Origin of the sequence: Clostridium putrefaciens, from assembly GCF_900461105.1 — a bacterium.
Classification (GTDB): domain Bacteria; phylum Bacillota; class Clostridia; order Clostridiales; family Clostridiaceae; genus Clostridium_L; species Clostridium_L putrefaciens.
The window spans coordinates 1099842-1112623 of the sequence record NZ_UFWZ01000001.1; the positions used below are offsets into that span (position 1 = coordinate 1099842).

At 30.7% G+C, this 12782-nt stretch carries 14 protein-coding genes; all 14 read left to right on the forward strand.

Annotated elements, in window-relative coordinates; translation table 11 throughout:
* Positions 1-44 precede the first annotated feature (44 nt).
* Positions 45-494: a low molecular weight protein arginine phosphatase gene (locus DY168_RS04680; protein WP_115640708.1), complete on the forward strand. Its 450-nt coding sequence runs from the start codon at positions 45-47 to the stop codon at positions 492-494.
* A gap of 81 nt (positions 495-575) precedes the next feature.
* Complete coding sequence (gene rpiB / locus DY168_RS04685; RefSeq protein WP_115640709.1) at positions 576-1025, forward strand: ribose 5-phosphate isomerase B; 450 nt, start codon at positions 576-578, stop codon at positions 1023-1025.
* Positions 1026-1152: 127 nt separating this feature from the next.
* The gene (upp, locus tag DY168_RS04690) at positions 1153-1782 is read left to right on the forward strand and encodes a uracil phosphoribosyltransferase (protein ID WP_115640710.1); all 630 of its coding nucleotides are present in this window, start codon (positions 1153-1155) and stop codon (positions 1780-1782) included.
* Between the two features lie 187 nt (positions 1783-1969).
* Positions 1970-2458: a deoxycytidylate deaminase gene (locus DY168_RS04695; protein WP_115640711.1), complete on the forward strand. Its 489-nt coding sequence runs from the start codon at positions 1970-1972 to the stop codon at positions 2456-2458.
* A gap of 24 nt (positions 2459-2482) precedes the next feature.
* Positions 2483-3508, forward strand: coding sequence for an MraY family glycosyltransferase (locus DY168_RS04700; protein ID WP_115640712.1), 1026 nt, complete (start codon positions 2483-2485; stop codon positions 3506-3508).
* Between the two features lie 23 nt (positions 3509-3531).
* Positions 3532-4680: a non-hydrolyzing UDP-N-acetylglucosamine 2-epimerase gene (gene wecB, locus DY168_RS04705; RefSeq protein ID WP_115640713.1), complete on the forward strand. Its 1149-nt coding sequence runs from the start codon at positions 3532-3534 to the stop codon at positions 4678-4680.
* A 119-nt stretch (positions 4681-4799) separates the two neighbouring features.
* A complete protein-coding gene (locus DY168_RS04710) occupies positions 4800-5978 on the forward strand; it encodes an acetyl-CoA C-acetyltransferase (protein ID WP_115640714.1) in 1179 nt (392 codons plus the stop codon).
* A 78-nt stretch (positions 5979-6056) separates the two neighbouring features.
* Positions 6057-6437: an ATP synthase subunit I gene (locus tag DY168_RS04715; protein WP_115640715.1), complete on the forward strand. Its 381-nt coding sequence runs from the start codon at positions 6057-6059 to the stop codon at positions 6435-6437.
* Between the two features lie 306 nt (positions 6438-6743).
* Positions 6744-7433, forward strand: coding sequence for a hypothetical protein (locus DY168_RS04720; RefSeq protein WP_115640716.1), 690 nt, complete (start codon positions 6744-6746; stop codon positions 7431-7433).
* 22 nt (positions 7434-7455) lie between these two features.
* The gene (murA, locus tag DY168_RS04725; protein WP_115640717.1) at positions 7456-8718 is read left to right on the forward strand and encodes a UDP-N-acetylglucosamine 1-carboxyvinyltransferase; all 1263 of its coding nucleotides are present in this window, start codon (positions 7456-7458) and stop codon (positions 8716-8718) included.
* Positions 8719-8965: 247 nt separating this feature from the next.
* A complete protein-coding gene (gene spoIID / locus DY168_RS04730) occupies positions 8966-10003 on the forward strand; it encodes a stage II sporulation protein D (RefSeq protein WP_115640718.1) in 1038 nt (345 codons plus the stop codon).
* A gap of 355 nt (positions 10004-10358) precedes the next feature.
* Positions 10359-11114, forward strand: a complete 756-nt coding sequence (locus DY168_RS04735; protein ID WP_172556268.1) for a M23 family metallopeptidase — start codon at positions 10359-10361, stop codon at positions 11112-11114.
* A gap of 185 nt (positions 11115-11299) precedes the next feature.
* Positions 11300-11554 carry a sporulation transcriptional regulator SpoIIID gene (spoIIID, locus tag DY168_RS04740; protein WP_115640720.1) on the forward strand — a complete coding sequence of 85 codons (255 nt, stop codon included), beginning with the start codon at positions 11300-11302 and terminating at the stop codon, positions 11552-11554.
* A gap of 94 nt (positions 11555-11648) precedes the next feature.
* Positions 11649-12680 (forward strand): rod shape-determining protein MreB, encoded by a 1032-nt coding sequence (gene mreB, locus DY168_RS04745; RefSeq protein WP_115640721.1) that lies wholly within the window; start codon positions 11649-11651, stop codon positions 12678-12680.
* The last annotated feature ends 102 nt before the right edge of the window (positions 12681-12782 follow it).

A 12782-nucleotide genomic window follows, 5' to 3' on the forward strand; every position in this document is an offset into this window, starting at 1 on the left:
TTTAACTTATAAAAGCTATATTATTTTAAAGGAGGTGTGATACTATGAATATTCTTTTTGTATGTACAGGTAATACTTGTAGAAGCTGTATGGCTGAAGCTATATTTAACTATATTAATGACAACAAAGATATATGCTCAAGATCAGTAGGACTTAGTATTGTTAAAGGTAGTGTTACATCTTTAAATTCCGCTGAGATTGTTAAATCTAAATTAGGGTTAGACTTAACAAAGAGAAAAGCTATTCAATGTAGTAAAGATGATATTAAAAACTCAAATATTATACTTACTATGACTTCGCATATGAAAGATATGTTAATAAGTGCATTTCCAGAGGAAAAAGAAAAAATATTTAGTTTGAATGAGTATGTCGGCGTAAAGGGAGATATTATAGATCCTTACGGTGGCACAATAACATTTTATGAAAAAACTTTTTTTGATCTCGAAAAATCAATACGGCTTTTATTAGAAAAGTTAAAAGGAGATAGGGTATAGGTACCACATCTTCTTTTTTGCAGTGTAAAGAATTTTTGTTATATTCAAAAAGGTAATTTTAAAACTAAGGAGGTAATATTTATGAAGATAGCTATTGGAAGCGATCATGGCGGATTTAAGTTAAAGGGAGAGGTTATAAAACACTTAAAGGAAAAACAAATAGAAGTTGTAGACTTTGGTACTTATAGTGAAGATTCTTGTGACTACCCTGACGTTGCAGAAAAGGTAGCGGAAGAAGTTGTTATGAAGAACTTTGAATTCGGAATATTAATTTGTGGAACAGGAATAGGTATAAGTATATCAGCAAATAAGGTTGCTGGAATAAGGGCAGCACTTTGTTGTGATACATTTAGTGCTCATGCAACTAGAGAACATAATAATGCTAATATATTAGCATTAGGTGAAAGAGTGGTTGGAGTAGGTCTTGCGTTAGATATAGTAGATACCTTTTTAAATGCAAAGTTTCAAGGTGGAAGACATCAAAATAGAATAGATAAAATATCACATATTGAAGATAAATATATAAAGTAAAGTCAATCAATAATAAAGTTTAAATTAAGCATCAAAATAATGTTTTAATATATATAAATATGGTTAAAATATTAAAATGATGCCTAATATATAAAATAATTCTTAATAGATTTTAGGAGGAAAAAACATGGGAAAAGTAACACAAATAACACATCCATTAATTTTACACAAATTAGCTCTTATAAGAGACAAGAATACTGGGTCAAAAGATTTTAGGGAGCTAGTTGAAGAAGTAGCTATGTTAATGGCTTACGAGGTTACACGAGATGTACAGATGGAAGAAGTAGAAGTAGAAACTCCTATCTGTGTTACTAAGTGCAAGATGTTATCAGGGAAAAAGATGGCTATAGTACCTATACTTAGAGCAGGGCTTGGCATGGTAGATGGTATGCTTAGAATAATACCAGCAGCTAAGGTTGGTCATATAGGTCTATATAGAGATGAAGAAACACTTCAACCAGTAGAATATTTCTGTAAACTGCCTCAAGATATTCAAGAAAGAGATGTAATAGTAACAGATCCAATGTTAGCTACAGGAGGATCCGCCATTGATGCTATTTCGCTCTTAAAGAAGAAGGGAGCTAAAAATATTCGTCTAATGTGCCTTGTAGCAGCTCCTGAAGGAGTGGAAGCAATAGTAGAAGTACATCCAGATGTTAATATATATGTAGCTCTTATAGATGAAAAGTTAGATGAAAATGGCTATATAGTACCAGGTCTTGGAGATGCTGGAGATAGATTGTTTGGAACTAAATAATGGATAGTTAAGTAAAAAAGGTGTAAACTAAATTTGTTTACACCTTTCTTTTTAAGTGTTTAATTATGTAATGCTATTTATGGAAAGCTATGAAGCTTGGTTTACTTTGAATAATATTTAATGTATAATTTAAGTAATGTATAATTTAAGTAATGTTTTGCAATATTTTATTTATAAGGAGATATTAATGGAAAGAAGAGATAAAGATAATTACTATTTAGATATAGCAGAAACTGTACTAGAAAGAGGAACTTGCCTTAGAAGAAATTATGGTTCTATAATTGTAAAACATGATGAAATTATATCAACAGGATATACAGGTGCTCCTAGAGGACGAAGAAACTGTATAGATATTGGTGTTTGTAAAAGACAAGAATTAAATATAAAAAGAGGAACACATTATGAACTTTGTAGAAGTATTCACAGCGAGGCTAATGCTATTATAAGTGCTTCTAGAAGAGATATGATTGCATCTACTTTATATTTAGTTGGCAAGGATTGCAAGAATAAAGAACTAGTAGAATCTGCAAATTCCTGTGATATGTGTAAAAGGCTTATAATAAATTCAGGGATCGAAAGAATAATCATAAGAATTACAAAGGATACTTATAAGGTTATATATACAAGTGAATGGGTTAAGGATGATGATTCCATTACTAATGAATTTGGATACTAAAATATATAGTTAGGAAGAAAAAATATGATTGAATACATAAAGTTAATTTCTATTGCCATTATAATATCAATAGTAGCAACACCTTTTATAAAGAGGTTGGCAATTAAAGTAAATGCTATAGATGTACCTAAAGATGAGAGAAAGATTCACAAAAAACCCGTACCTCTTTTAGGAGGTCTTTCTATATATATAGCATTTATAATAGGTATTATAGTTAAAACTGGACCTTTAGAGTCATGGGAAAAAGGGATAATTGGAGGGGCAACTATAATAATAGTAGGCGGAGTACTTGATGATATAATAGAACTAAAGCCTTGGCAAAAGTTGTTATTTCAATTAGCTGCGTCTTTATGCGTTATTTACCATGGGGTTTATATTAAAAATATAACAAACCCATTTGCTGGCGAAGAGGCTTTTTTAAATATAGGAAGGTTTTCTGTTCCATTTACAATCTTATGGATAATTGGAATAACAAATGCATTGAACTTAATTGACGGATTAGATGGTCTAGCTGCTGGAGTAGCACTTATATCTTCTATTACCATAATGATCATAGCTATTATTTCCGGGAGAATATCTACAGCTCTTTTAACTTCTGTACTTATAGGAGCTATAGCAGGATTTTTACCTTATAACTTTAATCCTGCATCTATATTTATGGGAGATGCAGGATCTCAGCTTTTGGGATTTTTATTATCTGTAATTTCACTTCAAGGGGCTATAAAATCTGCAGCAACTTTTGCTATAGTTGTACCTATTTTAGCGTTGGGATTACCCATATATGATACTTTGTTTGCTATGGTTAGAAGAAAGATAAATGGAAAGCCTATAATGCAGGCAGATAAGGGACATCTTCATCATAGACTTTTAGATTTAGGACTTACGCAAAAACAAGTAGTTTTAGTTATGTATATGATTAGTGCGGTGCTTGGAACTATAGCTATATTAGCTATGTGTATAAGTACACCTAGATCTTATTTTCTTTTAACCATAATAGTTTTAATTACAGTTTTTATGGCTTTAAGATATGGTTTTTTTCAAAGTAAATAGATAAACTCAGTGGGAGGGTAGTAATGGATAAGATAAAGGTTATGACTATTTTCGGAACTAGGCCAGAAGCTATTAAGATGGCTCCTTTAGTGAAGGAATTAGAAAAAAGAGAAGAAATAGAATCCATAGTATGTGTAACGGCACAACATAGAGAAATGTTAGATCAAGTGTTAGAGCTATTTCAAATTAAACCACACTATGATCTTAATATAATGGAATCCAAACAAAGTCTTACAGGTATAACTAGTAAGGTTTTAGAAGGTTTAGAAAATATGTTTGATAAAGTAAAGCCAGATATAATACTTGTTCATGGTGATACCACGACAACGTTTGCAGGTGCTTTAGCTGCATTTTATAAAAAGATAAAAATAGGTCATGTAGAGGCTGGGCTTAGGACCTTTGATAAATTCTTCCCATATCCAGAAGAAATGAATAGAAAATTGACGGGTTCCCTAGCAGATCTTCACTTTTCACCTACAATAACAGCAAAAAGTAATCTTTTAAGGGAAGGCGTAAAAGAAGAAAGTATATATGTTACTGGAAATACAGTAATTGATGCGATGAATTTTACTGTGACTAAAGATTATGTTTTTGAAACAAAAGAATTAAATGATATTGACTATAATAAGAAAGTTATTATGGTGACAGCACATAGAAGAGAAAATTGGGGAGGTGGTATAGAAAACATATGTGAAGCTTTAAAAGAAATCATAGAAACCTATGAAAATGTTGAGATAATTTATTTAGTTCACTTAAATCCAGTAGTAAAAGATGTGGTTGATAAACATTTATTAAATTTAGAAAGAGTTCACTTATTATCACCACTAGATACTAAGGAAACACATAACCTTATGAATAAATGTTATATGGTTATGAGTGATTCTGGTGGACTTCAAGAAGAAGCCCCACATCTTGGTAAACCAGTACTGGTTCTTAGAGATGTTACAGAGAGACCAGAAGCCATTGAAGCTGGTACAGTAAAACTTGTAGGTACAGATAAAAAGGTTATATTAAAGGAAGTAAAAAAGCTTCTTTTAGATAAAGAATATTACCTTGAAATGAGTAAGGCTATTAATCCTTATGGAGATGGAAAAGCATCTTATAGAATAGTAAACTCCATTCTTCATTATTTTGGATTTAACAAAGAAAAGACAGAAGAATTTAAAGAATAAAAGTGTTTTGTATTTTCTTTGATGAATCCTACTAGAACTTTTATTTAAGAAAGTTATGAATAGTTTATTTTTAAAATGCATTTAAGACTAAATATATTTGAATTGGAGGAGTAATTGTTATGAGAGAAGTAGTTATTGCTAGTGCGGTTAGAACAGCTATAGGTTCTTTCGGTGGAGGATTAAAAGATGTAGATGCTGTAGAGCTTGGTGCTGTGGTAATAAAAGAAGCTCTTAGTAGAGCAGGTGTTAAAGGCGAAATGATTGATGAAGTTATAATGGGTAATGTACTTCAAGCAGGACTTGGACAAAATCCAGCAAGACAGTCAGTTATAAAAGCAGGATTGCCTGTTGAGGTGCCAGCTATGACAATTAATAAGGTTTGTGGATCGGGACTTAGGGCTGTAAGTCTTGCTAGTCAAATAATACTAGCTGGGGATGCAGATATTATTGTAGCAGGTGGGATGGAAAATATGTCAAGAGCTCCGTATGTAATAAATACTGCTAGATGGGGACAAAGAATGGGTAATGGTAATATGGTTGATGTAATGATAAATGATGGTCTTTGGGACGCTTTTAATAACTACCATATGGGTGTTACAGCTGAAAATATAGCAGAAAAGTGGAATATTTCAAGAGAAGAGCAAGATAACTTTGCTTTAGCTTCACAAAACAAAGCAGAAAAGGCTATTAAAGATGGAAGATTTAAAGAAGAAATTGTGCCAGTGGTGATTCCTCAAAGAAAAGGTGAACCTATTACTTTTGATACAGATGAGTTCCCGAGATTTGGAACTAGTGCAGAATCTCTTAAAAAATTAAAACCTTCCTTTAAAAAAGATGGAACCGTTACAGCTGGTAATGCATCGGGTATAAATGACGGCGCAGCAGCTTTTGTAATAATGAGTGCTGAAAAAGCTGAAGAATTAGGTATAAAGCCATTGGCAAAAATAGCATCTTATGGATCTAAAGGTGTTGATCCATCTATAATGGGGTATGGGCCGTTTGCAGCTACAAATAAAGCTTTAGAAAAGGCTTCTATTAAAGTAGAGGACTTAGACTTAATAGAAGCTAATGAAGCCTTTGCAGCTCAAAGTATAGCCGTATCTAGAGATCTTAAATTTAATATGGATAAAGTAAATGTTAATGGAGGTGCTATAGCTCTAGGACATCCAATAGGAGCATCAGGAGCTAGAATATTAGTATCACTACTTTATGAAATGGAAAAAAGAAATTCGAAAACTGGACTTGCAACACTTTGTATAGGTGGCGGTATGGGTACAGCTATAGTTCTAAAGAGATAAGTTAACAGTATTTAAGAAAATGAGAAATAATCATTAATATAGTTTAGTTAAAATAAGATTATGTAAAGGAGTATTTTATTGGACACGTATCTTAAAACAATGATAAAAGAATTGATTTATCTAACCCTTTTTATGTCGTTGGCATTTTCAGCAATATCTCTTTGGTTTTTAAGTTATGGGTATGTACTAGCTTTTGTATTTGGACTACTTACTGCTATGCTTAATTTTATTGCTAATACTATGGTAACTCATTTTATTATTACAAAGGATAAAGATAATAAAAGGAAAGTTTTGAATGTGTTAAGTTTTGCTATTAGGACTTTAATCATAGGTTTTATTATTGTAGCAATTTCACTTTATTATGAGACTTATATTTTACATTATATCTTTGGATATGTATCACACTTTATGGTAATAGTAGTTTATAGTATAAGGACTAATAAAAAGAGTCGAAGATAATAATACTTATAAAATAGGAATGATAAGAAGTTATTATTTGATTTTATGGTGGTTAATAACAAGTAATACATTTAATAAAAAAAGGTTTATAGGCTAGGAATTCTATTTCTAGCCTATAAACCTTTTTTTATATTAAAATTATACCTTTCACATTTTTCCGACAAATCTATATATTGATAATATACATAATAGCATAAAACACATAGCTTTATAATTATGCTATTAATTTAAAATTATATATATGCTTAATAATAATTTGAATATTTTATTTATAAGTGGAAAGAATTAGGATAAGGGGGGAGTTAATTGAAAAAGACTATATGTTTAATGTTTGTATTTATATTAACCTTATCAATTCTTTTAAGTTGTAAATTTTACATGAAGGAAGACTTTATTAATAAATTTATATACGGGTTAGACCTAAATATAGAGGAATATGGTATTAGAATTGAACTTAAAGATATATCTGAAAATGATTTTATAGGATTTTATACAGATGTAAGTAAAAAGGCATTATCATCCAAAGATATTCAAAGTAATTTTAATATTGAATATCTAAAGAATTCAACTATTTTAATTCAAAGGGAAGAGGATATAGAAATAAATGGTCTTATGGATAATAAAAACAAAAGTTGTTATGTAGAATTAAAATTTAATATAAAATCCATAGAAGAAAAAAACAATATAGATGAACTATTTAAAACAGAAGTTAAATTAGATGAGAATAAGTCAGTATATAAATATACTAAATGTAAATTAACAGAAGATGAATTAGAAAAAAATGTGTTGGATATAAAGAATATATTAAAAAGTGAAAAAAGTAAAAATGTAGATATTGTATATAGTGAAGCTGGAGTATTAGGTACAGCTTCAGCAAGATCGCCTTATATAGAAAATGGTTTTTTAAGTTATGAGGATATAAATTTTGCTGTAATGAATTATGACTCTGGTGTATATCTAATCGTTGGAACACCAATAATTTATAGTTCTTATTAAGAAGTATGGGATGGAGGATAATATGGAAAAAATAATAGTTAAGGGTGGAAATAAACTAAAAGGTGAGGTTAATATAAGTTCAGCTAAGAATTCAGTGCTGCCTATAATAGCAGCTAGTATACTAAGTGGAGATCTTTCTGTAATTGAAAATGCACCTATGTTAGAGGATGTTTTTGTTATATGTGATGTGTTGGAATCCTTAGGTGCATCAATAAAAATTAATAAAGAAAATAACAACATATCTATTGATACTAAAGATATAAATTCAAAAGAAGAACCAAAAGCTGATTTAGTAAGAAAAATGAGAGCATCTTTTTTAATAATGGGACCTATGCTATCAAGATTTGGACGAGTAAAATTGTCTTTGCCTGGAGGATGTAACATAGGAAGTAGGCCTATAGATCTTCATTTAAAAGGTTTAAGCTCACTTGGAGCCCAAATATATTTAGGTCACGGTTATGTGGAGGGAAAGGCTGATAGACTTATAGGAAACAAGATTTATTTAGATTTTCCGTCTGTTGGGGCTACGGAAAATATAATGATGGCTGGAGTTTTGGCTAAGGGAGAAACTGTTATAGAAAATGCAGCAGAAGAACCCGAAATAAAAGATTTAGCAAATTATTTAAATGACATGGGAGCAATTGTAGAAGGTGCAGGAACCGGGAGAATAAGGATAAAAGGTGTAAGTGAACTAAAAGGTGTTACACATAAGCCTATATACGACAGGATTGAAGCTGGGACATACATGATTGCCGCTGCTATGACTAGAAGCAAGATAAAGATTAATGGAGTAGATGAAGAGCATATTAAGCCTATATTAGCGAAATTATCTGAATGTGGAATTAATATTGATATTAAAAATGGAATTGCTACAACCTATGGGGATGTAGATATAAAACCTGTGGATATAAAAACTATGCCCTATCCAGGATTTCCAACAGATATGCAAGCTCAAATGATGGCCTTATTATCACTTTCAAAGGGAACAAGTATAATAACTGAAACTGTATTTGAAAATAGATTCATGCATGCTTCAGAGATTAAACGTATGGGGGCAAATATAAAGATAGATGGCAGGAGTGCTGTGATAGAAGGGGTAAAGGGACTTACAGGAGCAGAGGTTAGAGCTACTGATTTAAGGGCGGGAGCGGCACTTATATTATGTGGGCTTGCAGCAGAGTGTAATACACAAATTTCTGATGTTTATCATATTGATAGGGGATATGTAGACATAGAAAAGAAATTAAAATCTTTAGGAGCATGTATCGAAAGAATAAATGTATAGTGTAATATTCCAACCTTTTTAACTCTATAGCCCGCCTTATATCTTAATCTTTTAAGATTAGGACATTAGGCGAGCTAATTTTTTTAAATTATTATAAAGTACGTAAATTAACTAAAGCTTAATTATAGTTGAGATACTAAATAGAATTTAAAGTTATATATTTATAATGATAATAATATAATTTTATAGGGACTATTAATCTTAAGAGAAGATATTAATCAATATTAATATCTATAAGGAGAATGAGATGTATAAGACTGTAAACAACTTTGATTTGAAAAGAATTATTATAGGATTTATGTTATTTATGTTATTTATAGTATTATTACCCTTAATGATTATTGGATTTAAAGATAAGGATGTAAAAGAAATTAAGAAATATGAAGTAAGTGAAAAAAATGATTATCGTAAGAATGAACTAGAGGGTAAAGATTTAAAAAATATTAAAGTTTATAACAAAAATAAAAATAAGATAAGTGAAATAAATCTAGAAGAATACATAATAGGTGTAGTAGCATCAGAGATGCCTGCAAGTTTTAATGAAGAAGCTTTAAAAGCCCAAGCTGTTGCAGCTAGAACATTTGCTGTATCTAAGATGCTTTTTAGCTGTAAGGAGGCAAAAGGAGGGCACATTTGTGATACTGTGCATTGTCAGGTGTATGTTGGAAAGGATGAAAGAATAAAAGGTTGGGGTAAAGAAAAGGGGGAGGAGTACTGGAATAAGATAAAGAAAGCTGTAGAGGAAACTAATGGCGAAATATTAACCTATGAAGGGAATCTAGTTCTTAATCCACAATATTTTGCAGTAAGTTCTGGAAAGACAGAGAATGCAGATGATGTCTTTACTTTTTCTAAAGATTATTTAAAGTCTGTAGAAAGCCCTGGAGAAGATATAGCTCCAAAGTATAAGTCAAAAGAAATATTTAGTTATAAGGAATTTATAATTAAAGTGAATGAAAATTATAAAGAGGCCCATTTAAATAACGAAAATTTATTAAAACAGATTGAAATATTAGAAAGAACTGAAGGTGGCGCTGTAAGGACTGTAAGATTAGGAGAACAGATATTAACTGGAGTAGAATTTAGAAAGCTATTTAATTTAAATTCCGCAAATTTTAATATGAATTTTGAAAAGGGTAAAATAGAAATTCAATGTATTGGATATGGACATGGTGTTGGTATGAGTCAATGGGGAGCTAATGTAATGGGCAAGGATAACAAGACTTACAAAGAGATACTATCTCATTATTACAAGGGAATTGAAATAGAATTTGTTAATAAGTAGTAAGTTGTATACTTTAATTTAAGGTACGATTAGAAAATATTTAAGTCTTAACCTTTTTATAAAAAAGCTTTTGATTTATATAAGCTGAATAATTTTTGTTTGAGTAAAGAATCAAAAATAAAATATAGATTTTGAAATAAAGACAGAGGAATAGTTCATATTTCTGTGTCTTTATTTAATTATTTTTATAGCTAATTATCATAATCTAGATAGATCAAGGCGTATAAGTAATGATATATATCGGTAAAGTTGTAGAAATATGAAAAAATATTTAGAAAAATGTAGAAAAAAAAATACTAAATTTATGTATTTTTTATTTTCTAAAGGACAGACTAGTAATATGGAGGTGTTCATTATGGACAAAAAAATAAAACAAAAGACAACTAATTTTTTTAAAAGGGAGGGTTTTTATGTAGTACTGTTTGTATGTTTATGTATAGTATCTACTATAGCTGTAGTAACTGTAAAAGGTAACAAATCTACTAGGGATGAACCACCTAGTGTACAACATGAAGACGATTTAAGGCTATCTGAGGGGCATGAATCAAAGGAAATGGATGTAATCAACAATGCTCTCCAAGTAAAGGATAATAACAAGAAGTCCGAAGAAGCTTTAAAAGCTGAGGAAAAAAATGATAAGACATCGGTTGCAGCAGAATCAAAAGATACCGCTACAGTTTCTAAAAGTGTAGATACCAAATTTGGAAAGCCGGTAGAAGGATCATTGGTAAGGCAATTCACAGAAGAAACTATATTTTGTGATACCCTTGGTACCTGGAGGACTAGATCAGGAGTAGATATTAAAGCTGATATTGGTGAAAAGGTTTTAGCAGTATCTGATGGAGTAGTAGAAAAAGTAGAAAATGATAATACAGAGTTTGGAAGATATATGGTTATAGATCACAAAAATGGTTTGAAAACCTTATACTCTAATTTAGAAGATACCGTTCAAATAAAGCAAGGTCAAAAGATATCTAAGGGTCAAGAAATAGGGAAGGTTGGTAAAACAGCTGGTAACTATAGTGAAGAAAAGTATGGGGATCATCTACACTTTGAAGTTTTAAAAGATAATATCAAGGTTGATCCTGAAAAGTATGTAAGCTACAAATAGCAAGTTCTTAGCTTAGATGAATCTCATCTAAGCTAAGAAAAACATAAATATACTTTTTGAATAATAGGAGTTAAATTAATAAAAATAAATCTTTCATATACTTTCTTAAGTAGAAAGTATATGAAAAGTAATTTAAAGAAAAATAAGCGCATATTTATAAATATAGATATTAAGGAGGCAGCACTTTGAAGGACTATATAGAAGAAAGAGTGCTAGAAGTAGCCAAGTATATAATTGATTCAAAATCTACTATAAGAAAAACAGCAAAAGAGTTTGGTGTTAGTAAAAGTACAATACACAAAGATATGACAGAAAGATTACCTAAAATAAATCCTGTAATTGCAAAGCAAGCAAAATTAATTTTAGATTTAAATAAATCTGAGCGTCATATAAGAGGAGGGAAGGCTACTAAATTAAAATATAAACATGTTGAAGGATAAGCACATTCTTAGTATAATATAAAAGAAGATTCTGTATATTCTTTTAAAGAATAACTGAATTTATATAAAAATGGAGAGTGGGAGTGAGTGTAGAATGTGCTTTTGGAAAACAAACATGGACATGGGAATAGACCTTGGAACATCAACTGTATTGGTTTATGTAAGAGGTAAAGGAATAATATTAAAAGAACCCTCAGTTGTAGCAATAGATAATAATACAAATAAGGTACTTGCTATAGGAGAAGAAGCTAGAAGGATGATAGGCAGGACTCCAGGAAATATAGTAGCTATAAGGCCTATGAGGGATGGAGTTATATCAGATTATGATACTACACAAAAAATGTTGAAATATTTTATAGGTGAAGCTTGTGGGAAAAGAAAGATATCAACACCAAATGTTGTTATCTGCATACCTTGTGAATCTACTGAAGTAGAGAAAAGGGCAGTGAAAGAGGCTGCAATAAATGCAGGGGCTAAAAAAGTCTTTCTTATAGAAGAACCATTAGCAGCGGCTATAGGAGCAGGTATTGATATAACTTTACCTATGGGTAATATGGTTATTGATATAGGGGGTGGAACTACAGATATTGCGGTAATATCTTTAGGTGGAATAGTTGTACGTGAATCTATTAAGGTTGCTGGAGATAAATTTGATGAGGCTATAATTAAATACGTAAGGAAAAAGCATAATCTCATGATAGGAGAAAGAACAGCAGAAAATCTTAAGGTTAACATAGGTAGCGTATTTGGAGAAGAAGAAATTTATGAAGAGGTAAAGGGCAGGGACTTATTAACAGGGCTACCTAAAAGTGTAACCGTGAAATCTTCAGAAATGAGAGAAGCTTTGATTGATACTGTTATGGTGATTTGTGAAATGACTCATGCGGTATTAGAAAAAACTCCACCTGAACTGGCTGCTGATATAGCAGAAAAAGGAATAGTGATGACAGGTGGGGGGGCTTTGTTAAATGGATTGGACAAACTAATAGAGCATATTTCAAAAGTTCCTGTACATATTGCAGAGGATACCGTTGGAAGCGTTGCCATTGGAACAGGAAAGATGTTAGAATTTATAGATAAATTAAATATTACATTAGATGGTAATAAGGTCGAGTTAATAGAGTGACATGTGGTTTAAACTTTGATTTACATATATTTAATTAAGTTTAAAGGACTGCTCTTTTCTATAGAGTAGCCCTATTTTAATTTCTATATAAAAATGAAGATG